We start from the raw sequence: 21,834 nt of genomic DNA, 5'->3' as shown, positions 1-21,834 counted from the left end.
AGGCTTGAGAAAACCGGTTCCCCCTTCTCCTCAAGCCTTCTCACATTCCTTCTATACCATTACCCAAAAAACTTCTTCTCACATTGTTTTACAAGTTCTATTATTTCTTTTTCCACTGCTATTTTATCTTCTTTTGCTAATTCTTTAATCAATGCCTTGATTGTTGAGGTGAATTCTTTGTAATGCGTTTTGCTCATATATTGGTCATACATGTCGAATATATCCTTTGTGAAAATAGCTTTCCAAAAAGACATGTCACATGCGTCCCAACTCTCTATCTCTTTTTCCTCTAATAAGTCTCGTAAATCATACAGATTCGTGCGATATTTTTTCTCTGTTGCTGCGGATTTTCCTTTTGTTTTCTCCACATAGAAAGAAACTATATCTGCTGTATAAAATGCGTCCACTGTCGCTGGAGTGAAGCCCAATCCTTCGTATATCGGAATATCACTTCTTAATATAACCGTTTTGCGTTCTTTCTCAAGTGGTACCTCACTAACAGAACTATAGCGTTTCTCTCCTCCTGTCACAAATGGAGACAAAGGTAATCCTAACTCTTTACGCACAGTATTGAAGTCTGCTGTCACATCCACTTCCTCAAATGTACGCATGACGTGATGATACATATTGTATTCGGAATCTTTTAGATGGACGTCCACTACATCTGTCTTCCCTTGTGCCATTAACTCTCGTAGTGATTGATTGTTGTATGCAGGGATTGGCTGATTTATCTCTTCTTGATTGTTCAATTGCGCATATAATCCAAAATAGTGCGGCGTCTCTTTACTTAATCTGACAACAGACTGCTGGATACTTACATTTAACGGCGATAAGAATGTCTCTTCTTCTTCATTTTCAAGTTCCATCGCATCATTTAATTTCGCTATTTTCTTAGAGAATGTATGCGGAATCTCTTCTTCATATGTAGCTAAAAGTAACTTATTGCCGCGGATTTCTATATGTGCATGTAAGTTCATGAGAATAACTTGTTCATCCAACATGTTATCAGTATATATTTTCTTCGAGTTTACCCATATTAATTGCTTCTTCTCTTCATCCCACACATCTATTTCAAATAATTCATTATTGTAGAAGAAATTCTCGACACGTTCAACATCATGTAACTTATATTGACGACGGTAGTGTGTCACTTCTGTTTCTTTTATATCGTCGTCTTCTAACGTACTCTCTGTTGCTTGAAGTATCTCTGGATAATAGTCACGCATTACTTGCTCATGACTCAGCCCATGTTCCTCTACAAGCTTATCTACATATTTTTTGGCACGAACAATCCTTTTTGGACTCTTAATTTCCCTCACACCATTAAAGTAATACAAATCACCCATTTTCTCTAATAAACCAATTGTAGACATCCACGGAAATTTAGATGGCAAATTCTCAGGTGCATTCGATACTTTGTATGTTTCTTCTGTATTCAAATCTTTAAAAAGTGTATAGTCTTCGGTTTGGTCGACTGCTTCTACAAATTGGAGCTTTAATTGTGCCCATTGCTCTGCCATTTCTCTTTCCTCTTGTGTAAGGCGATTCCCTTTCTCTTTTAGGAACCATTCAATCCCACGCATGCCATTATCAAATGTATAGCAAAAAGTTAGCCAAAATTGAGTGAATGTTGGATACGCACTCGTTTCTAATTGATGATTCGTTCTTTTCTTAAATTGAGATTCTAACGGTATGAACTTACTTGTTGGCAATTGGGTATAAAGGAAATCTCTAATTTGTACTACTAGTGCTTCTTTTTGTTGATAAAACTTCTCTTCTCTCAACCCTTTTAATTGCACAACGGTCTCTTTTTTCATACAACATTTCTTATATTTTTTACCACTACCACAAGGGCATGAATCATTTCTTCCTACTGACATCATAACACTCCATTCACACATATATTTACGTCAAAAAATAGTCTGTACCAATACCATGTACACAATTGTCCCACCAGCAATTGATAAGAACATCTGCTTTTTCCACACATGTAGTAAAACAACAACAGCTACGCCGATCAATTCTGGTATGCCATGGCTCCCTTTGAATACATGGATATCTTTCAATGAATACACAACCAAAAGCCCGATTACCGCAGCAGGCAGGACTTTCCCAAGGTATTGGATGTATTTCGGTGTTGGTTTCCCTTGAGGAAAGACAAGAAATGGGAGAAATCTCGTTACCATTGTACCAAGTACAACCATTGCAACGATCATGATTTGTTGACCTATACTCATTGTCATTGTACGGAGACCCTCCCTTTCTCTAATGGCTTTCTAGCTAATGTAAGTATTCCTAAAATGGCAATCATTGCTGGAATGATAAATGCGCCCTTACCAAAAAGAAGAAGACACACGACAGATGCAGCAATCCCAACAAGGGAGCTCACATGCCTGTCTTCTTTCATCCATTGTTCTATAAAAATCACGACAAACAATGCTGTCATGACAAATTCTAGACCTTCTGTATTAAATGTAATCAAATATCCGAAGACTCCACCAATCGTCGCACCAACGACCCAATAGATTTGGTTCAATATTGTCACGAAAAACATGACTAAGCCTTTATCTACATTTTTTGGCACATCAATAGATTGGTTAATCGCAAAGGACTCATCACAAAGCCCAAAAATCATGTACCATTTCTTCTTGCCAATGCCTTTATATGTATCTAGTAAAGAAATGCCATAAAATAAATGACGTGCATTCACCATTATTGTAAGGAAAAAAGCATACACCGGATTAAATGCACCAAGCAACAAATTGGCTGTAATAAATTCCATGGATCCTGCAAATACCACCATACTAATTATAAATGGATACATTGCATGAAACCCTAATGAATGCATAAAAATCCCATATGCAATTCCTAAAAAGGTAAACCCTGCTAAAATCGGAATGGTATGGGGAAATGCAACCTTGAGTGCTTGTATCCATATGGTTCGTTTCGGGGTATCCATAGGAGTCTGTTCTTTGTCTAATGGAATAAATTCTCTCTGTTCATGCAATTTCTTTTCCTCCTACTTCCTCTATCCATTACTTACTATACACTATTTTTGCGTAACTATAGAAGTATAACATATTTTTACGTATTGACAGGCCTTTATAGTCGTGGTATATTATCTGAAAATTCATACAATAATAGATTTGTACATGACTCATCTCGAGAGAGGGAGGGACTGACCCTAAGAACTCTCAGCAACCGCTTTTCACTAAAAGTAAGGTGCCAATTTCAGAAGCAAGTATTTGCTAAAGATGAGAAGACACGGCAAAAAGCAATTAGCCCCTTCTCATCTTTTTTGAGAAGGGGTTGTTTCGTATGATAAAACAAAGGGAGAGTATACAATGACCATCCAAACATTTAAAGCAACAGCACAACTAAAGGAAAAATATCTAGTAGAAGCTACTGCAAGAAATCATTCTGTGTTAGTCGATGAACCAAAATCACTAGGTGGTACAGATGAAGCAATGAACCCAGTCGAATTATTGTTATCTGCATTAGGCGCATGCCAGTCTATCGTTGCACGTACCTATGCAAAGAAATTCGACATTGACCTGCGTGATTTTCAAGTGCAGCTAGAAGGCGATATTAATTTAGATGGCTTCTTTGACAAAGCAGATGTGCGGGCAGGTTATTCCGATATCCGTGTTACGTATACGACTGATACAGACGCACCTGCTGAAAAAGTAGAAGCATTCATTGCATTCTTAGAAGCGCATTGCCCTGTTGGTGATACAATCGAAAATACAGTAAATGTAACATCGACATTTCATATCGAGCAAAAAGCTTAAGATGAGATAGGTGTGTGAACAGAGCTACTTTTGCTCTATTCACACACTTTTCATCCTTCATAAAGAAAAACTCGCCACTAAAAAGTAGCAAGTTCTCTCATTTATCTCTCAAAATCTATTTTCATTTCTTCTTTTAAATACACAGATGCTTCTTTCGGCTTTGTCTCGGCAATCTTCACACCATTACGGTAAGATGCTAGCACTTCTGCTTGCTTACGAATCGCATCATAACGATTGGTTGCATTCAAAATAATAAAGTTAGCAGGCTTGCCTTCTTCAATTCCGTAGTTGTCTTGAATATTCAATGTTACGGCACTATTCTCTGTAATAAAATCAAACGATTCATTGATTTGGTGATAGCCCATTAATTGTGTGACATGGATACCCATATGAAGAACTTGTAACATATTACCAGTACCTAGTGGATACCATGGGTCAAAGATATCATCATGACCAAAGCTCACATTGATGCCAGCTTCTGATAATTCTTTTACTCGTGTAATTCCACGACGTTTTGGATAATCATCAAATCTTCCTTGTAAATGTATATTTACTAACGGGTTCGCAACAAAATTAATCTTCGCTAAACCTAATAGCTTCATCAATTTCGATACATATGCACCATTATAAGAATGCATTGCCGTTGTATGACTTGCTGTTACTTTACTTCCAAGTCCACGCTTGTACGCTTCAGCTGCGACCACTTCAACAAATCTCGATTGTTCATCATCAATTTCATCACAGTGAATATCTACAAGACGATCATATTTCTCTGCTAAATCAAAAGCAATCTTCATCGATTCGACGCCATCTTCACGCGTGAATTCAAAGTGTGGAATTCCACCAACAACGTCTGCACCCATTTTTAATGCTTCTTCTACTAATTCCACTCCATTAGGGAAAGATAAATAGCCATCTTGCGGAAATGCAACTAATTGCAAATCAACATAATCCTTCATCTCTTCTTTTACTTCCAACAATGCCTTCATTGCTGTTAAAGATGGATCACATACATCCACATGTGTTCTAACATGCTGAATACCTTGAGCAATTTGCCATTTCAATGCTTTTGTTGCTCTTAATTTCACATCTTCTACTGTCAATGATTTCTTACGTTCTGCCCATGTCGAGATTCCTTCAAATAATGTACCACTTTCATTCCATTTCGGCTCACCTGCAGTTAATGTTGTGTCCAAATGGATATGTGGCTCAATAAATGGTGCACTCACAAGCTTTCCTTGTACATCTATTGCACCTTCTACCGGTTTTGCCGCTTCTATTTTTGAGAATTTCCCGTTTTCTATATGAATATTCCATAGACCTTCCTGTTTTGGCAATGCTGCATTTTGAATAATCATCAATTACGCTCCTTTTTCTATTGCCACCTTCTTATTCGTGCTTGCCGCTCTCTCTGTCACTAATACCAATACAACAAAGATGATGACTGCACTAATAATTCCATTTAGTGGCGGAATTCCTGGTAACCACTGTGCTGATGCAAATCCACCTACCCATGCAATAATTGCTGGCCAGCGAACGGTTTGGAATGTCATCTCCTCTAGTTTCTTGTAACGACCTTTATTTAAAATAAAGAAGTCTGCTAGCAAGATTGCACCAATTGGAGGTAATGCACCACCAAGCAATGTTAACCATCCTACAAAGTTATTATACAACCACATTGCAAAGATTGTCCCGATAATACCATTGAAAATAACCAATTTACTTTTCTTAATTTTCGTAATGTTGGAAAAACCTAGTCCTGATGCATATAACGCATTGTCATTTGTTGTCCAAATATTTAACCCTAACACGATAATCGCTGGAATAATTAATCCTTGTACGAACATCACTTCTGAAATATCTCCAAGTCCTGTAGAGATTGCTCCTACAGCTCCGAATAAGAACATTAATGAGTTTCCGATAAAGAATGCGATCAATGTTGTAATTACAGCTGTCTTCTTTGTGTTCGCAAATCGAACAAAGTCAGGTGTCAATGTACCTGCACTCGCGAATGACCCAACACAAATCGTTAAGGCTGCTGCAAGTCCGATGGTTGCTTCTGGTTCGTATGCAAACAACTCACCGATTCCACCTAAATCTTCTACTGCAATTCCTACAGAAATACTCCCTAGTATCGCAATCGCTGGTACTGCAATAAAGCTCAAAATCGCTAATGCTTTCATTCCGAAAAAGGCACTCGCTGTCATCACCACACCGGATACAACGATAAGTATCCACATATCGATTCCTGTAACTTTGTGAACAGGTACTGCAAACATCGCAAGTCCTACTCCGAACCAACCAACTTGTGTTGCTCCTAATAGAAAGGATGCTAAATAAGATCCCTTTTCACCAAATGCATAACGTGCAAGTAAATGTGTCGACAAGCCTGTCTTTGCTGCAATGAATGCTAATCCACTCGTATACAAGCCTAAAATTAAATTCCCTAATAACACCATCCAAATAAATTCTTTCATTGTAAGGCCAAGTCCAAGTTCCCCACCTGATAACATACTAGCAGAGAAGAAAGTCAGACCTAACATAACAACAAACATTTTTAGAAACCCAGCTCTGTGGGATTGTGGTACAGCTTGTAATGAAAATTCTTTATCCATTTATATTTCCCCCTTGTCTTGTTACTGGTACCGTGCCGAACGAGGGACTCTTCAAAAGCGAAAAACGCCCGTTTAGAAACGTAGAGACTGGAGTGAACCAACTAAGATAAAGTGAGACTTCAATCAGTTAGAGTTGTAAACTCTGACTGATTGGTAGCGAAACTTATCATAGGGCAGTTTGCAAAGCCTCCTAGTTTCTGGGTGCTGGAGCTGGATGTTGCCATATCAACTCACTAATTTTATCCACAAAAAAAGCTCCTCGTCCGACTGACAAGAAGCTCATGGAAATCAACTACCTATATGCACAGTTTGCGCACATAAGTCGTCCATTTTCCAAATCCGTTATCCTTGTCAGCCTCACTGGACTGAATTAAAGGTACCAATATTCATTTGCATATATTATCTCAAGATAGAGGAAATCTGTCAATCATCAGATAATGGAAATTGTCGAAAAATGTTGCGCATTTGTTAAGCAAATGCATTTTCCTCTACAGAAGTATTCTCTTCGACATTAATCATTCCTTTATAATAGTATCCTAAATACTCCACGAATAATTTCTTTAATTCTTCCTTCTCTAGCATTGGTGATAAGACAATAGGATAACTTTTGTTAAATTCAAAGATTACTCTTCTTCCATAACGCTCGTCATCTCCGAGGTCCTCTCGCCCTTTTATCTGTGCCTTTAATATCTGTGATAAATTCAATTCCTCAATAATATCTAAAATGTGAATAAGAAACAGATCGTTACGGAATATCTCAGATTTAATAATATAATTATACACATCTAAATTATCAACAATCTGTTCATAATACCTAACTTTGTCCTCTTCACTAGTAATAGTATCATGAATATATTGTGCAGCAAGTATGCTCTTGTAAATATAATTCTCCCAATCAAATTTTTTCAGAACAACATTATGAAACTTACTCTTGTTATCTAGTACAACTGGATATTTGTCGATAATATAATCACGTTTTTTTGTTAACAATAAACTATGCCAGAAACGCTCATCAAGTAGGATTTCTCGGTCGATATCTAAATATGATTCAGAAATAATGCGAAATGCTTCCAAAAAATCCCGCTTTTTCTGTACTTCACTGCCTCTTCCCATATAAATAGGGAAATCTGGTGCTTCTCTCAGATAAACGGTTTCCTTTGAAAAATATTCTTCTTTATCATTTAGCTTATTTTTTACGAAATCCTCATATAACTTATCATTTGCTTTGTATCCTTTTTCTAGCAATTTAATTTCCATGAGAGACCATCTCCCCTAATGTTGTCGTATACTTCTCGATAATTCGATCAGAAATCGAATAAATGACTTCATCCACATTATCAAAATTCAATTCTGTCACCTTTTTGGATTTCATTAAATGGTATAATTTCAAATCTAATGCCCCACTTGGTTCCTCTATCTCATCGATATCCACATCTCCATCCACACTATTATTCACAATAAACGTGTGCAATGCCTTTGTCAGTCCTGCATAGATATATGGATTATTCAATATTTTACTATTGGAAAGATGATTAAATTGATACGCTTCTTTTTTATAATGAATAATTATTGTTTCTTGTCCAAGCTCTATTTTAATATCTGATTTTAAATGTTCATCTAGTCGTTTTTCAAAAATGTCATACGGTTTTTTCATACTTCCATCAAATATGACCACGTTCGAGTATCCTAGCAATCCAAATTTAGGTACTTGAATTTCTTCTTTAAATTGTTGATAGAAGTCATTTAAATCTTCATTTAGTGCAAAAGGAATTTGTTCTTTCGCTTGTATGTGTAATTGAATAGAAGTACGATTGCCTAATGATAAGCGTGATTTGTGAATTTTAACCATTTCTTGGCCTTGTGCTAATCGATAAAATTTGTTGTCCTTTGATTGAATGATTAGAATCAGTTCTGCTTTTTTATTTCGTATAAGGTTATTTATAAAAGCAGATTCAATCTCGTATGAAATGGTTATATAGTAATAATCTACATTTTCATTTACATTCACATCTAGTTCGAAATGATTTTCCGTATAACTATTTGTTCTTCCTGATAATACAGGGTATGGGAAGTTTGCGTCTTTTTTATAAATCATCTATCACACCTCCACATAATAGATAAATTTTAGAGATCGATTGATTGTTGGATTTAACGTACATTCTAGTTGTGCCATACCATTTCTAATTGCAACATTTTTTATTTTATTTTTACTAGACTCACAGATTTTATTTATCTGTCGATCATAGATAGTGTGGTAACTTTGGTTAATACGAAATTCGTCATTATACTCCACTCCCATTCCATCAATTACTGCGATGACTATATCACATGTTGTCGCATCTTTTATTTGTTTACTTTTCGTAAAATAAAACTGAATGATCTCTTTATCACGTAAAATAATTCTTTCTACCATTTCTGGATGTGCACTATATCTTTCTTTATCGACATTTCCTTTTTCCGTGTTTACTTTTTGCCACTTAAGTGGGTCTCTTTTCTTCTTTTGCTTGTTCTCATCGGCTGGTTTCGTCTTTGCATTCGGGTTTCCATCGCGCTTTTCTTTTTTTGATTTCTTTCCCGAAGATTTGACTAATGTCTTGCCATTATTTACTCGAACGGTTTCCATTGTTTTTTCTAGATCTTTCTTAAATTGGGTCTCTACAACATACAGAATATCTTCTGTGTCCATAAATCCATCAGTTTCATTATGTTCTCTAATTGCTTCATCAATAATTTTCGTGATTTCTTTTGAGAGATTATTAATAAATCTAGTTGCTTGGCGTTTTAATTTAGGATCATTAAATTGTTCCTTTGATAATTTGGTATGTGATTCATTTTCTAATGATTTCAAGTATGCATCTTCTTTATGTCCACCTATCAAGACAGCATTGAACGGTTTTGTAGCATTGCCATTTACAGTGAAGTCTTCTATTTTCATACCAACTGTACGAACAATGGCTACTCGTCCTTTGGGAATCCGTTCATCATATTGAAAGTACAAATCAAATGCATAGGTATCCTCTATATTAGACACCACAATCCTTCTTGGTTCACAATTTTTATATGTATCGACATATAAAGGTGTAAATACCTTTTTTGTTTCTTGGATCGACTGATTATAATACATTTCACTTTTTATATAGTCTAAGACAGTATCTTTGTTAATCTCTTTTTCATTTACTCTTACTTCTAACTTATTATTCAAAATAGAGATAAAGAAACTGTCACAAATACTCTTAATAATTTCTATTTCATCATCATACTCTTTGCGTAAATAAGGAATAATGATTTTTAATCCTCTGGTATCTTTTCTAAATATTTCATGAAAATTATTTTCGTATGGGTAAAATTTTGTTTTATTACTTTCATCTTGCTTCATATCAGTAAAATATCCTGATGAACGATAGGCCTTTTGCTCATATTCGTGTTCAATTAACTGCACTGTTCCACCTAAATGCTGATCGCCATCTTCGTCACAATTAGCAAAATACATGATATGTAAATCGGATGCAGCATTTGAGGCGATTTTACCAATACCGTGCGAACCGCCTCGCACAACTTCTACTTGTTTGTCTTCTTCTTCAAAGTGCACACCTTTATTGTAAGCATAAATTCCCCATGTATCTGTTTTAGAATTACTCTGGCCATTTTTTGCTCCTGTTAGTCCTTTTGTATGAACATCTTCAAAGGATATGTAGCGTACCACTTCTTGATCTAATTGTTTTTTCATATGATGAATGGTTTCTCTTGTATAACTATTTCTACCCTCTAGACACATAATTCTCTTTTTCACATCATCTATGCCAGGAATATCCTGTACACGTATATCTCCAGTACAAATCTTCACAATTACTGGTTCTTCACTTCCTGGTAAATGCCCATCTAGAGAGTTTTGTATATTCTCTCTTGTTAAACCTGTCACTCCCATTCCGAAGAAACGTTCTAAACTACGATTAAAGTTTGATTCTTCTATATTAGGAATGGGTGAAAACTTCCATTTATCTTCATATTTACTCACTTGCTGCACCCCTTACATTTGATCACCATTTTTTCATTTAGCAAATATTATGAGAAGGCGTAGTTGCATACCCCACAACTAAACTCAATTCTTCGTAAATGTTTGATCTCCAATTAAAATAGCATATGTATTATTGATTATTGCTAGCACACCTAATGGATAAAATTGTCTCATAATCTCGACTTGTACTACTTTTTTCTATACAAGAACATTATGTAGATGCAAAGTATTCAAAATAAAATCCATTGCTACCTCATGCTAAAAATCAGAATAGAGAGGCATCTCTTTTGTAACAACCATAGATAAGTATGGCTGTTTCTTACATTCTGTTACATGATTTTTTCATATATTAGTAACTACTATTCTGACATTGATATATAATTACGTTTTCTAGTAGAACATCATATATTACTTAATCCGCATCTATTCATCACCTAATTCTAGACACATAAGTGTGTCTATTTTACCATATTCTATCTTATATGGAAGCTGCATTTAGTAAAATATACACAAATAATGTTCACAAAATGTTCACTTATGAAGAAAAAATTATTCTGCTATACTCATTTCTTGTGTAAGAGAAAGGATGAGGAGATTGCCAACAAATAAAAAGGAAAGCTTACAATTCGGAATCATCATGTGCTGTGGGATGGTTGCAGTTATGTCTATTTACAATATGTGGATGAATGGAGGGATCGGTCACTTGACTTTTGCGGACATAGCCATCGAGGTCGGAATCGGGTTCGTTGTGGCATTATTGTTAGACTTATACATTGTCGGACCACTTGCCAAAAAAGTCACGCTAGCATTGCCATTTACCCAATCTAATAAAGTAGCATTTGTTCTATGTATGTCTACAAGTATGATCATAGGCATGGTATTTTTTATGTCGATGTTTGGGTTAGTTTTATCTTACTTCCATCACAGTATTGGGGATCAATCAGTCGCTGTCGCATACAGTACCATTTTCGCGAAAAATTTTATTCTTGCATTGCCATTGCAATTACTTATTATGGGTCCATTAGTGCGGTTTATTTTTGTGAAGTTTGTGAAGAAAGAGAATCGGTTTGCTTGATGTGAGATCACTTAATAACTAACCATACAATGAATAGCAATCATGCTTCTGTTCGATTATTTATGATTACAACGTTCTTCAAAAAATTACAATTGGGTCTGATTCTCTCTATAGACAAATGTTTATAGCAGAAGTCAGACCTCTTTTTAATTATTTTTAAAATATTCACTTGGCGTAGCATTTTTTAGTTTTTTGAAGACTCTTCCAAAATACGTTAAGTTTGTATAGCCAACCATAAAGGCGACCTGCTGGACGGTATACTTGCGCGTCCTTAGTAAATGCTCCGCTTCATGGATTCTTAGCATGTTCATGTATTCCGTTAATGTTTTTCCAGTTGCCTTTTTGAAGAGAGAACAAAAGTAATTAGGGCTTAAGCAACACATACTTGCTGCCTGTTTTATGGATAATGGCTCATGGGAAGAATGACTCAAATGTACGAGAACTGGATCAATGGAACCTTTCTCTTGATTTTGCTTTTGAAGAGAAGTATCTCCCGCCTTCTGAAAAATATAGCCAATTGACTCTAGTAATCTTGCCTTCACTAATAATTCATAACCAAATGGCTTATCGAAATAATCACGCATAACATTCATCAAACACTCTTTAATTAGGAGTGATTCAGGGCTATTCGCTTTAAAATAAGAGGGAATGTCTCTATCCTTGGAGAGTAAAGGCAATATATATTTCTTTTCCGTATTGTCTAAGCCGAGATTTCTAATTAAAGAATCATTAAAAACAATCGCATATAGCTCACTATCCCTAGATTTAGGAAAAGCAGAGTGAATTTGTTTGGTATTGACAAATACGAGGTCTCCTTTTACTAAGTCTTGAAATGTCGATCCTACTTGAACACGAAAAGAGCCATTTGCAATAATAATCCATTCTAAATGTTCATGCCAATGAAGTGGAATGATGTGAGGCTCAGGGTAATGAATGTGAAAGATATTAATTGGAAAAGTTTGATCAGGGATTTGTGTATGCTCTTTCTTCGATAACATAAGGGACATCGCTAATCTCCTCAAAATCGTAATATTGTACGAGTCTTTCTTAATATTCAAAGTAGATTATTACTCCAAATCATACGTATAATTCCATTATACAATGCCTTTTGTCGCAAAGTAAATCGGCATATATTAAGGAGGAGAGTCGTACTATGTTCAAAACAAATGGAAATTGTCTAATCAGAGAATATGATTCAGAAAAATTATGGATTGAACCATGGGGAGAGAATTCTCTACGAGTCAGAGCATCCTACACTGCAATTGAAGATTGGGATTGGGCGCTTTTGCCAAAGGAAGATATACAGGTAGAAATCCAATTAAAAGAAGATGTTGCCACAATTGTAAACGGCAAAATTAAAGCAGAAGTGAAGAGCAATGGGCAAGTCACTTTTTATAACGAAAAAGGTAAGATATTACTAAGAGAATCAGAAAATACCTATCAATTAAAGTATGGGGGCAGAGAATTAATTCCCCATCCAGGAAGCAGTGATTATAAACTAACCCTGCGTCTTGAATCAGATCCAAAAGAAAAACTCTATGGAATGGGACAATACCAACAACCTTTTTTAAATCTTAAAGGTTGCATGTTAGAACTAACACATAGAAATAGCCAAGCTAGTGTGCCATTTGTAATGTCTAGCTTGGGATATGGTATGCTTTGGCATAATCCAGCAGTAGGCCGTGTCAACTTTAACTTAAATGTAACGGAATGGACAGCACCTTCTACAAAGCAATTGGATTATTGGATTACAGCAGGAGATAACCCAGCGGAAATCGAAGAATCCTATGCTTCTGTTACAGGTACCGTACCGATGATGCCTGACTATGGGATGGGCTTCTGGCAATGTAAACTAAGATATCAAACACAGGATGAGTTACTAGAAATTGCTAGAGAGTATAAAAGAAGGAAGCTTCCCATTTCGGTGATTGTCATTGACTTCTTTCACTGGACAAATCAAGGAGATTGGAAGTTTGATCCTCAGTATTGGCCTGATCCAGAAGGAATGGTAAAAGAACTGAAAGCAATGGGGATTGAATTAATGATTTCTGTATGGCCAACGGTACAAACAGAGAGCGAAAATTATCAAGAAATGATTGAAAAAGGATACCTTGTTCGATCAGATCGTGGTGTACGCACACAATTTCAATTCTTAGGGCAAAACGCGATTTTTGATGCGACAAATCCTGATGCACGTCACTTTTTGTGGAAAAAGATTAAGAAAAATTATTATGATAAAGGTATTCAAGTATTTTGGCTAGATGAGGCTGAACCAGAATTCACCGTATATGATCATGATATTTATCGATATCATCTAGGTTCTAGCTTACAGGTGGGGAATATCTATCCAAGTAAATATAGCCAGACTTTTTATGATGGAATGAAAGCAGAAGGGCAAGAAAATATTATTAACCTCGTTCGTTGCGCGTGGGCTGGTAGCCAACGTTATGGCGCCCTAGCATGGTCTGGTGACATACATTCGAGTTTTGAAGTCCTAAATAATCAAGTACGTGCAGGCTTAAATATGGCTATCGCAGGTATTCCTTGGTGGACAACTGATATTGGTGGCTTCCATGGAGGTAATCCTGATGACCCTTCTTTCCGCGAATGTATTATTCGCTGGTTCCAATACGGTGTGTTTTGCCCTGTATTCCGCTTGCATGGGGATAGAATGCCTATGCAAAAGCCAATAGGCACTACTGGCGGTGGGCAATGTCATAGCGGTGCCGCGAATGAAGTATGGAGTTATGGTGATGAAGCTTATGAAATATTTAAGGAGTCTTTACATCTGCGCGAGCGTCTTCGCCCTTATATTTCAGAGTTGATGCTACAAGCACATAAGAAAGGCACCCCACCAATGCGCCCATTATTCTATGATTTCCCAAACGATCAGACAGCATGGGATGTTGAGGATCAATACATGTTTGGGCCTGATATATTAGTAGCACCTATCTTGAAAGAAGGACAAAGAAACCGTCGTGTATATTTACCAGCTCATGCAGATTGGGTCGATCCTTATTCTAGGAAAAGGTATCAAGGTGGGCAAATGATAGCTGTGGATGCTCCATTAGAACGAATCCCATTATTCTTAAAAAACGACGCTAATTTACCAATTGTTGATTAAGAAATAATATAGATGGACGTATCGTCACAATCGGTAATATTTTTCCATAACGCATAAGTAGCTCCACTTACACATACAGTGCTAGCACTTGTAACTGTAAGTGGACTACTTTTTTAGTATATTACCTCCTATCTATTTTTGGAACTCATTCATAATTTTATGGGGTATTTGGCAATTTTGTGGTAAAATTACCAAGAGGCAGTTTTCTAGATATGTATTAATAATTCTTCCAATAACATAAGAAGAGGATGGTCATGAAACGATATGTTAAGATTTTCTTTAGTGTGCTTGCACTCAGTGTCATTATCTTTTTTATTCTTGTCCATTACATATTTAAAAGCGATAGTGGTTACAGCTATGCGCACTTAGAAACTATGATATTCGCCTTTGGGTTTACTATTATTCTACTACTCTGTTTTATCACAGCATTACTTTGCTACTTCTTAGAATCTAAGAAAAAGAACGCAAATTTAATGAACAAAAAATTGCTACGCATCGGTACCAACTATATTCCTGTAACGGATGTGGAACGTGCTACAGACTGGTACATCCACAATTTAGGTGCAGAATTAAGTTATCAAGATGAAGATAAAGCAATCATAAATCTTGCCAATCAGAGTATATTTCTTGTTCAATCAGATGCACAACAAAGTTCTAATTTTGTAGATATTCATGGAGAAGAATGGGCTTCTGTCACTTTTGAAGTAAATGGATTGGAAGCACTCGAAAAGATTCACAAGGAATTTTTAGAGAAAGGCGTGCGAGTTGGTGAGTTAGAAGACAGAGGCCATCCCGGACGAAATTTTGTCTTTTATGACTTAGATGGCAATAAATTTGATGTATGGAGTGAGCTAAGTCCTGTTTTCAAAGAAAAATTCATGGACCAAACATAACATTCACTTTTTAACAGATGAGATCAACAAATAAGGAAATGGGGGAATTGAAATGAACGATTGGGTTATTCTGATTGCACTTTTTCTATTGGGAATTTCCATTGAAATTGTTGCTGCAAAATATATCGAAAACAACAAAGTGAAAGTCCCTGTCATTGTTCTGACATGGCTGATTATAGCAACTGTACTTATTACGATATGGTTGCTTCGTAAATAGTTTTTTTCTTATAAAGGCGATATCTTTTTACTACCTATAGTATTACTTCTATTAGTATATCTTGTCTTGACTTCACCACACAAACACTTACACCTCAAGAATCATCATTTAGTATTAATCTAACTTTTATTTTATTAATCTAACTTTTATTTATGGAACAGGAGGATACATGTTGACTAGAATTCATATTATGGGAGCTTCTGGGTCTGGAACTTCTACTCTTGGTGCTGCATTATCTGAAGTTCTAAACTATCCACATTTAGACACGGATGATTACTATTGGACAACGAAATATACTGTTCCAAGACCAATAACGGAGAGAAAGGCTTTATTAGAAAAAGATATTACATCCATAGATAACTGGATTCTATCTGGTGCAGTCTGTCGTTGGGGAGATGAATATAAAGAGCATTTTGACCTTGTTGTATTCTTATGGATTCCACAAGAATTAAGAATGGAAAGATTAAAACAGAGAGAATTAGAGCGATATGGAGAAGAAATCTTGACTGGTGGCAGTAAGTGCGAGCAATCAAAAACCTTTTTGGAATGGGCCGCATTATATGATCACGCCGGTGTAGAAGTCAGAAGCAAAGCCCTTCATGAACAATGGATGGCGGCTTTATCTTGTCCAGTATTAAGAATAGAGGGTGACTATACGGTTAATGAACGAGTAAACTTTGTCAGGGATTATCTACATATTATCCACACGAAACACAACAATATGAAACGAATTTCTCATCCATTCGTATACATACCAAGAACATAACTGAAAATGGAGGTTGGTTTTCAAATGATGCATCCTACAAATGTGACAGAATGCCCTAAATGCGGAGGCAAAGAATTAGGTAAAGGCAAACAAAGAGGCTATGCAGTATTATATCCAGATAATAAGATGAGCTTTGGATCGGATATCGAACACATTATTTGCATTGAATGTGGATTTATTCTGGAAAGTTATGCGAAGAAACCGGAGAAGTTTAAGGGGACGATTTATTAAAAGTGTTGCGCATAACACTTGACATTAAAGGAATTCCAGAAAAGAAGCGGAGGAGATGAAATGAATATACGAACAAAAATAAGTATCGCCTTAGGTGTGTTAATTTTCGTAACAATAACCTTTTTCATTGCTACCCAATCCTATTTAAACAACAAAGAACTTAGACTTGCTAGTGATAGATGTTATGAAAATGGTGGCTATCCAAAAGTTGAAAGTGATTCACTAACTTTACATTATTCATTTACCTGTGAGAAAGTACAAAAGTCGATGAAATAAAAATATCCTTATATGGATTTTTGCCATAATCAACAAAAGCATTCGAAGATAGAATTCGAATTGCAAGCGAATAATATATTCATTATATTGATTATTTGTAGGATTATAACTTATTGAAGAGCGATGCAATAAACCGTTTCATTTCGCTTAAAAAAAACCAGAGTATAATAGGAAAATAAGTATTCTTATTATACTCTCATTTTGTACAACATTAATTTCTAGCGAGCCCTCTTTCAAACGCTTCAAGATGATTCAAAGAAGCATTGCGAAGTTGTTGGAATACAAACCTCACATCTGCCGGAATAACGTATGTTAAAAACTTTTCATACATAGATATATTCTCTATCTCTCCTTGAACCCCAACCCTAAATGCTTCTTTTATACTTTGTGGCGTGATCACAAAATTCATCGATATATTTTCGGGTAAAGGCACTTGATACTGTTCGAAAAGTGGTAATAATGCCTGTATATGTCTCTGTTCTGCTTGTTTTATTTGGGAAAAAGTACGAATATCTCCAAAAGTCCTTAATATAGTATCATATCTTGCTTGTGCAAGGTATTCATCTTGAAGAGCAAATATTAACATTTGAGGAAGTGTGAGAGAGGTAGCATTTAATGCCGCTTTAGCTCCATAATCATTCCATTGACGATGATTATCTTCTAGATAAAAATTCATTGGTGTTCTCCTTCTCGTTCATTTTCACTATAGTTTATGCGATAGGTGTAGGTTACCGTGCACGTCTTTTCCTTCTGTTAGAGGATCTGTTAGAGGAAATGTTACTTTTTTAAAAATATAAAAACTTTATGATGATTCTGCAATCAAGATCCCTGCTGGAACATGGCATAATTTAATCAATACTGGTAATACTCCTCTCGAACTATATTCCATTTATGCCCCGCCTAATCATCCATTTGGAACGGTTCACTTTACCAAAGCAGATGCAATACTTGCAGAAGAAGGGCATGGAAATAAACATGTCTTTGGTAAGACCCGGGATGAATGGGTAAAGTATACGGAATTTTTAGTTGATGAGGGGCTAGAAGATGTTAAAAGAGGTATAAATGCTACACATATACTTCAAGAGTTTATACTAATGGGAGTTCTTGTAGGGAAAGGTTATTCTCCTGAAAAGGCATATGAAACAGTAGAAGAGTGGGAACGGACAGGAGAATCGAAACTTCTCCAGCAAAGTAAAAATATGTAGGGATTGAACAATTTACACATGAAGAGACTCATCTTTTTTCTTGTAAAAGTATAGTAAAAAGTCACGTTAAAAGAATAACCACCCCCACTTCCAACAAAAACGAAGTGGGGCCAAAACTATCCTTTAAGCCTTTACCCCTCGTGGCCAAATAAAATAGGAAATAGCTATAATCAAATCAACTCCTACTATGAGTGTCCACAATCGTATCATCCCAGACATTGCTTCTGTCTTCGTCGCATCATTAATAAAAAAGATGACAAAGGCCAAAATCCCCGCTCCGATTACATAAGAGAAAACGTGCTTCCCCCACCCTTTCAAGTAATGAAATGCATATTCCCGTCCAACTAACTTCACTGGCTTCGGGCCTTCTTTTGTCACATAATAACGAAAACGCTCATCTGCCCATTGAATCATACTTTTTCCGAAAACGATGGAGACACCGATATACACCGCTGCTAATCCATGTGCCATCGTTGCTGTCGCGCCTTGTGCTAAATCGTATCCTGTAAAAACTAACAGCATTAAATCAATAATTGGTGTTAATGCCAGGATAAATAAACCTAGCATTGGCTTTTTCCAAATGTATCTAGTAAACAATCCTAGAAGAATCACAAGCCAGAAGCTGATTTCACAAATAATAATAATCCATGCGATAAGATTCATTTCTCTTCCTCCTGGCCTTTTTCGTTTTCCATAAATATATGAAACGCAACTTCTAAAAATTCAGTGACTTCTGGCTCAATCGGATAAAAGCCCGCACGTTCCGATTTCTCAGGTGATTTTCTAATTTCCCATACTTTTTCACCAAAATCTGTCTCATTCCCATATGTCTCTTGTTCCTTTTCCAACATCCGTTTGACAATACGTTGGATTTCCGGAGAAGACGGCCCTTTCGACATCTCCTTTTTTAATCGGCCTAATAAAGCAATCCACTCCAATGTGTCCGGATCTCCGCTGTTCATATTTGGCAACATATCCAATAACTCTTGGTCATTGTCATCAAACATTTCTTCTCTATACACTTCTTTTTTATCTGCATTTTGTTGGTATAATTGAATCAATTTTTGGACAGATGGTAAATCAATCTTTCCATTTAACATGACTTCATTCAGTAATCCTTGAATCGTTTTTTCCATTTCTATGATTCTCTTTTTTTCGTTTCTGACATAGCCTAATTGTTTCTTCAATCCTGTAAACCAATCATGCTCTGTATCTGCTAACATCTCTTTGATTTCCTCTAATGTGAAGCCAAGTGACTTGAGAAACTGAATTTCTTGTAGCTTTTTTAACTCTTTTTCTCCATATAACCTATGCCCACCTTCTGTCTTACCTGCTGGTGGTAGCAAGTCGATTTGGTCATAGTAGCGCATTGTCCGAACAGTGATACCTGTTTGCTTAGTAACTTCCTTAATTGTTAACAAAAGCGACACTCCCATCTTTGTATTAAGTATAGTATACAAAATGACGTAAGGTCACTTTCAAGAGGAAATTTAAAAAAGTTACACAGTTGTTAAATCTAAATGCTCGCGAAAAGTATTTCCTGTATATTCTGTTCTGAAAATACCTCTTCTTTGCAATTCTGGAACAACTAATGCAACAAAATCTTCTAAACTACCAGGCAATGTAGGTGGCATCAAATTAAATCCATCCGCTACACCTGCGTCCAACCATTCTTCCATCTGATTCACAATATCTGTTGGTGTGCCTACGATAGTGAAATGTCCACCTCCTGCATTTAGATATCCTAATAATTCCCTTACAGTCGGATTCGTATCATGTATAATCTCGAGAATTGTTTCATAACGACCAACAGGACCAGTAAATGCTTCAACTGGAGGTAGTGGTGGTACTTTTTGATCTAATTCCCAATTGGAACAGTCTTGTTGAACAAAAAAACTCAGTTGTTTTAAAGCCGTTTCAATAGGTAACAACTCATCTAAAGCTCTTTTTTTCGCTAAAGCTTCCTCGTAGGTTCGTCCAACATATGTAACTAATCCAGGAAATATTTTAATATGTCGATGGGTAGAGAGTGTTTGATTCATTTGGTCATCTAACTTTTTCCTGAACCTCTTTGCTTGCTTTATGTTCCAAGAAACGGAATATACGGCATCTGCATAGTTGACAGCTAGAGCAATACCTTGTTTCGAAGCGCCTGCTTGCATAGCTACCGGTTTACCTTGTGGGCTCTTTGGTGTGGTGGAAGGTCCTTGTACTTGAAAGTAATGCCCATCATGATGAAAAGGTTGAATGCTAGATGCATCGATTAACTTTCTTTCGGAACGATTGTGTAAAAATGCGTTTTTGTCCCAAGACTCAAACAGCTTATTCATTACTTCAGCGAACTCTTCTGCCTTCTCATAACGTTTCGCATGTGGTGGGAGTTCTTTCATACTATGGTTTTGTGCCTCTAAATCTGTCATAGATGTAACGAGATTCCAACCAACACGTCCTTTTGTTATATGATCCAAACTTAATAGTTGTCGTGCAGCTGTGTAAGGATTGGAAAACGTACTAGAAATCGTAGAGACCAATCCAATATGTTTGGTCACTTGTGCAATTGCTGTTAAATTAATGAGTGGATCAAACCAAAATGCTGGCATCATATTAGGATGATTAGCCGCGAATGATTGGTTGTCAGCAAAGAATACAGCATCAAAGAGCCCTTTCTCTGCTAACTGTGCTAAGGATTGGTAATACGTGATATCACCAATCCGTTCTACACTTGAATCAGGCAACAGCCATGCCGCTTGATGATGGCCCGTTCCATATAGTAACACACCTAAATGAAGTTGCTTCCTTTCGTTTCTTTCCATTTATAGAACACCTCAAAATCTATCATTTTTTCTATTAATTCATTGTCAATCCGCCGTCGACTGTAATATTCTGCCCTGTAATTCCATCTGCATTTTCTGAAGCTAAAAAAGCGACCATATTGGCTACATCTTGAGGTGTCGTTACTTTTTTCAATGGAGTGGATTGTGCAATCAAGTCAAATACTTCAGGCGTTGTAACAGCACTTGCATCTGTTGTTTTCAATAGACCACCTGAAACTACATTTGCTTTTATTCCGAAAGTACCTAGTTCTGCAGCGATATTTCGCGTAAAACCTATCAATCCAGCTTTTGCCGTCGTATATTCATGATATGGGACAACTGGATTTTGATATAAATTCGTTCCAATATTAATGATTGTTCCTTTTTTTCGTTCGATAAATTGTGGAATTACACTTTGACATGTATGAAATGCCGCCTTTAGAGTCCCATCTAGCTGCTTTTGGTAATCCTCCCAATCTAGCTCTGCAAAAGGCTTTTGTTGTGTTGGGTCAAATTTGAAGTCTACTAGTGCATTGTTTACAACAACATCTATTTGGCCAAAATACGCTGTTGCCTTCTCTACCAGTTGATTCACTTCTTCTCTATTCGTTACATCTGCTTGAAGTGCAATGGCTGTTCCTTCCACTGCCTCCGCTACAAGCGCCAACGCAGCCTCTTTACTTTTGTTGTAATTAACAACAACTTGGAATCCTTGCTGCAACAATGTTTGTACAATTACTTTTCCTAAACCTCGACTACCACCTGTTACTAATACTGTTCTAGACATTTTGACAACTCCTCTATTTTTTTGCA

General features: G+C 36.3%; 20 protein-coding genes, 3 pseudogenes and 1 riboswitch. Of the genes and pseudogenes, 9 read left to right on the top strand and 14 right to left on the bottom strand.

Translation table 11 applies throughout. From position 1 onward, the window contains the following. Positions 1–59: 59 nt before the first annotated feature. The 3 genes from ACFOZ1_RS09265 to ACFOZ1_RS09255 are packed head-to-tail and all read right to left on the bottom strand — an operon-like array spanning position 60 to position 2,959. A complete protein-coding gene (locus ACFOZ1_RS09265; protein WP_390198692.1) occupies positions 60–1,880 on the bottom strand; it encodes an SEC-C metal-binding domain-containing protein in 1,821 nt (606 codons plus the stop codon). Positions 1,881–1,910: 30 nt separating this feature from the next. Continuing rightward, on the bottom strand, positions 1,911–2,243 hold the full coding sequence (locus ACFOZ1_RS09260; RefSeq protein WP_390198690.1) for a branched-chain amino acid transporter permease: 333 nt from the start codon (positions 2,241–2,243) through the stop codon (positions 1,911–1,913). Further along, positions 2,240–2,959: an AzlC family ABC transporter permease gene (locus ACFOZ1_RS09255; protein WP_390199004.1), complete on the bottom strand. Its 720-nt coding sequence runs from the start codon at positions 2,957–2,959 to the stop codon at positions 2,240–2,242. Before ACFOZ1_RS09255 ends, ACFOZ1_RS09260 begins: the two co-directional genes overlap by 4 nt. A 195-nt stretch (positions 2,960–3,154) precedes the next feature. Continuing rightward, positions 3,155–3,261: riboswitch (SAM riboswitch) on the top strand. 83 nt (positions 3,262–3,344) lie between these two features. Here ACFOZ1_RS09255 and ACFOZ1_RS09250 point away from each other — a divergent pair. Further along, positions 3,345–3,791: an OsmC family protein gene (locus ACFOZ1_RS09250; RefSeq protein WP_390198688.1), complete on the top strand. Its 447-nt coding sequence runs from the start codon at positions 3,345–3,347 to the stop codon at positions 3,789–3,791. 101 nt (positions 3,792–3,892) lie between these two features. Here the strand turns inward: ACFOZ1_RS09250 and codA are convergent, their stop codons facing one another. The 5 genes from codA to ACFOZ1_RS09225 form a co-directional block, all read right to left on the bottom strand. Then, entirely contained in the window at positions 3,893–5,149 is a 1,257-nt protein-coding gene (gene codA, locus ACFOZ1_RS09245; protein WP_390198686.1) for a cytosine deaminase, read from the bottom strand. A 3-nt stretch (positions 5,150–5,152) separates the two neighbouring features. Continuing rightward, positions 5,153–6,406 carry a cytosine permease gene (codB, locus tag ACFOZ1_RS09240; RefSeq protein ID WP_390198684.1) on the bottom strand — a complete coding sequence of 418 codons (1,254 nt, stop codon included), beginning with the start codon at positions 6,404–6,406 and terminating at the stop codon, positions 5,153–5,155. A 468-nt stretch (positions 6,407–6,874) separates the two neighbouring features. After that, on the bottom strand, positions 6,875–7,663 hold the full coding sequence (locus ACFOZ1_RS09235; protein WP_390198682.1) for a DUF6339 family protein: 789 nt from the start codon (positions 7,661–7,663) through the stop codon (positions 6,875–6,877). Then, positions 7,653–8,501 carry a hypothetical protein gene (locus tag ACFOZ1_RS09230; protein ID WP_390198680.1) on the bottom strand — a complete coding sequence of 283 codons (849 nt, stop codon included), beginning with the start codon at positions 8,499–8,501 and terminating at the stop codon, positions 7,653–7,655. The genes ACFOZ1_RS09235 and ACFOZ1_RS09230 overlap by 11 nt, the downstream gene beginning before the upstream one ends. A 3-nt stretch (positions 8,502–8,504) precedes the next feature. Further along, a complete protein-coding gene (locus ACFOZ1_RS09225; RefSeq protein WP_390198679.1) occupies positions 8,505–10,421 on the bottom strand; it encodes a hypothetical protein in 1,917 nt (638 codons plus the stop codon). A 595-nt stretch (positions 10,422–11,016) separates the two neighbouring features. Between ACFOZ1_RS09225 and ACFOZ1_RS09220 the strand changes: the two genes are divergently transcribed. Next, positions 11,017–11,496: a DUF2798 domain-containing protein gene (locus tag ACFOZ1_RS09220; protein ID WP_390198677.1), complete on the top strand. Its 480-nt coding sequence runs from the start codon at positions 11,017–11,019 to the stop codon at positions 11,494–11,496. A gap of 146 nt (positions 11,497–11,642) precedes the next feature. On the opposite strand, the gene ACFOZ1_RS09215 is transcribed toward ACFOZ1_RS09220, so the two are convergent. Beyond that, a complete protein-coding gene (locus tag ACFOZ1_RS09215) occupies positions 11,643–12,503 on the bottom strand; it encodes an AraC family transcriptional regulator (RefSeq protein ID WP_390198675.1) in 861 nt (286 codons plus the stop codon). 146 nt (positions 12,504–12,649) lie between these two features. Between ACFOZ1_RS09215 and ACFOZ1_RS09210 the strand changes: the two genes are divergently transcribed. The 6 genes and pseudogenes from ACFOZ1_RS09210 to ACFOZ1_RS09185 all read left to right on the top strand — a co-directional run bounded on the left by ACFOZ1_RS09210 (position 12,650) and on the right by ACFOZ1_RS09185 (position 17,003). After that, positions 12,650–14,620, top strand: a complete 1,971-nt coding sequence (locus ACFOZ1_RS09210; RefSeq protein WP_390198673.1) for a glycoside hydrolase family 31 protein — start codon at positions 12,650–12,652, stop codon at positions 14,618–14,620. Between the two features lie 473 nt (positions 14,621–15,093). Next, positions 15,094–15,513 carry a VOC family protein gene (locus ACFOZ1_RS09205; protein ID WP_390199002.1) on the top strand — a complete coding sequence of 140 codons (420 nt, stop codon included), beginning with the start codon at positions 15,094–15,096 and terminating at the stop codon, positions 15,511–15,513. Between the two features lie 52 nt (positions 15,514–15,565). Next, positions 15,566–15,730 (top strand): hypothetical protein, encoded by a 165-nt coding sequence (locus ACFOZ1_RS09200; protein WP_390198671.1) that lies wholly within the window; start codon positions 15,566–15,568, stop codon positions 15,728–15,730. A gap of 169 nt (positions 15,731–15,899) precedes the next feature. Next, a pseudogene (locus ACFOZ1_RS09195) lies at positions 15,900–16,427 on the top strand (ATP-binding protein); the annotation flags it as partial. Positions 16,428–16,520: 93 nt separating this feature from the next. Then, complete coding sequence (locus tag ACFOZ1_RS09190) at positions 16,521–16,727, top strand: transcription initiation factor TFIIIB (RefSeq protein WP_390198669.1); 207 nt, start codon at positions 16,521–16,523, stop codon at positions 16,725–16,727. 60 nt (positions 16,728–16,787) lie between these two features. Then, positions 16,788–17,003 (top strand): hypothetical protein, encoded by a 216-nt coding sequence (locus ACFOZ1_RS09185; protein WP_390198667.1) that lies wholly within the window; start codon positions 16,788–16,790, stop codon positions 17,001–17,003. 211 nt (positions 17,004–17,214) lie between these two features. Here the strand turns inward: ACFOZ1_RS09185 and ACFOZ1_RS09180 are convergent. Further along, a pseudogene (locus tag ACFOZ1_RS09180) lies at positions 17,215–17,652 on the bottom strand (ferritin-like domain-containing protein); the annotation flags it as partial. 151 nt (positions 17,653–17,803) lie between these two features. Here ACFOZ1_RS09180 and ACFOZ1_RS09175 point away from each other — a divergent pair. Beyond that, positions 17,804–18,208, top strand: a pseudogene (locus ACFOZ1_RS09175) (cupin domain-containing protein); the annotation flags it as partial. 123 nt (positions 18,209–18,331) lie between these two features. On the opposite strand, the gene ACFOZ1_RS09170 reads toward ACFOZ1_RS09175, so the two are convergent. From ACFOZ1_RS09170 to ACFOZ1_RS09155, 4 genes are all read right to left on the bottom strand, one after another. Further along, positions 18,332–18,871, bottom strand: coding sequence for a hypothetical protein (locus ACFOZ1_RS09170; RefSeq protein ID WP_390198665.1), 540 nt, complete (start codon positions 18,869–18,871; stop codon positions 18,332–18,334). Beyond that, entirely contained in the window at positions 18,868–19,629 is a 762-nt protein-coding gene (locus ACFOZ1_RS09165) for a MerR family transcriptional regulator (protein ID WP_390198664.1), read from the bottom strand. Before ACFOZ1_RS09165 ends, ACFOZ1_RS09170 begins: the two co-directional genes overlap by 4 nt. Before the next feature lie 78 nt (positions 19,630–19,707). Further along, positions 19,708–21,021, bottom strand: coding sequence for an LLM class flavin-dependent oxidoreductase (locus tag ACFOZ1_RS09160; protein WP_390198662.1), 1,314 nt, complete (start codon positions 21,019–21,021; stop codon positions 19,708–19,710). 34 nt (positions 21,022–21,055) lie between these two features. Further along, entirely contained in the window at positions 21,056–21,808 is a 753-nt protein-coding gene (locus ACFOZ1_RS09155) for a 3-oxoacyl-ACP reductase (RefSeq protein ID WP_390198660.1), read from the bottom strand. Positions 21,809–21,834 lie beyond the last annotated feature (26 nt).

Source organism: Gracilibacillus marinus (assembly GCF_042651725.1).
In the GTDB taxonomy this organism is placed as follows: domain Bacteria; phylum Bacillota; class Bacilli; order Bacillales; family Amphibacillaceae; genus Gracilibacillus; species Gracilibacillus marinus.
The sequence above is the reverse complement of the archived record's forward strand: the minus strand, read 5'-3'. Positions and strand labels throughout refer to the sequence as shown.

Coding starts and splice junctions, on each gene's coding strand:
- ACFOZ1_RS09265 (WP_390198692.1), bottom strand. CDS start 1,880: ATGTCAGTAGGAAGAAATGATTCATGCCCTTGTGGTAGTGGTAAAAAA.
- ACFOZ1_RS09260 (WP_390198690.1), bottom strand. CDS start 2,243: ATGACAATGAGTATAGGTCAACAAATCATGATCGTTGCAATGGTTGTA.
- ACFOZ1_RS09255 (WP_390199004.1), bottom strand. CDS start 2,959: ATGGATACCCCGAAACGAACCATATGGATACAAGCACTCAAGGTTGCA.
- ACFOZ1_RS09250 (WP_390198688.1), top strand. CDS start 3,345: ATGACCATCCAAACATTTAAAGCAACAGCACAACTAAAGGAAAAATAT.
- codA (WP_390198686.1), bottom strand. CDS start 5,149: ATGATTATTCAAAATGCAGCATTGCCAAAACAGGAAGGTCTATGGAAT.
- codB (WP_390198684.1), bottom strand. CDS start 6,406: ATGGATAAAGAATTTTCATTACAAGCTGTACCACAATCCCACAGAGCT.
- ACFOZ1_RS09235 (WP_390198682.1), bottom strand. CDS start 7,663: ATGGAAATTAAATTGCTAGAAAAAGGATACAAAGCAAATGATAAGTTA.
- ACFOZ1_RS09230 (WP_390198680.1), bottom strand. CDS start 8,501: ATGATTTATAAAAAAGACGCAAACTTCCCATACCCTGTATTATCAGGA.
- ACFOZ1_RS09215 (WP_390198675.1), bottom strand. CDS start 12,503: ATGTCCCTTATGTTATCGAAGAAAGAGCATACACAAATCCCTGATCAA.
- ACFOZ1_RS09210 (WP_390198673.1), top strand. CDS start 12,650: ATGTTCAAAACAAATGGAAATTGTCTAATCAGAGAATATGATTCAGAA.
- ACFOZ1_RS09205 (WP_390199002.1), top strand. CDS start 15,094: ATGAACAAAAAATTGCTACGCATCGGTACCAACTATATTCCTGTAACG.
- ACFOZ1_RS09200 (WP_390198671.1), top strand. CDS start 15,566: ATGAACGATTGGGTTATTCTGATTGCACTTTTTCTATTGGGAATTTCC.
- ACFOZ1_RS09190 (WP_390198669.1), top strand. CDS start 16,521: ATGATGCATCCTACAAATGTGACAGAATGCCCTAAATGCGGAGGCAAA.
- ACFOZ1_RS09185 (WP_390198667.1), top strand. CDS start 16,788: ATGAATATACGAACAAAAATAAGTATCGCCTTAGGTGTGTTAATTTTC.
- ACFOZ1_RS09170 (WP_390198665.1), bottom strand. CDS start 18,871: ATGAATCTTATCGCATGGATTATTATTATTTGTGAAATCAGCTTCTGG.
- ACFOZ1_RS09160 (WP_390198662.1), bottom strand. CDS start 21,021: ATGGAAAGAAACGAAAGGAAGCAACTTCATTTAGGTGTGTTACTATAT.
- ACFOZ1_RS09155 (WP_390198660.1), bottom strand. CDS start 21,808: ATGTCTAGAACAGTATTAGTAACAGGTGGTAGTCGAGGTTTAGGAAAA.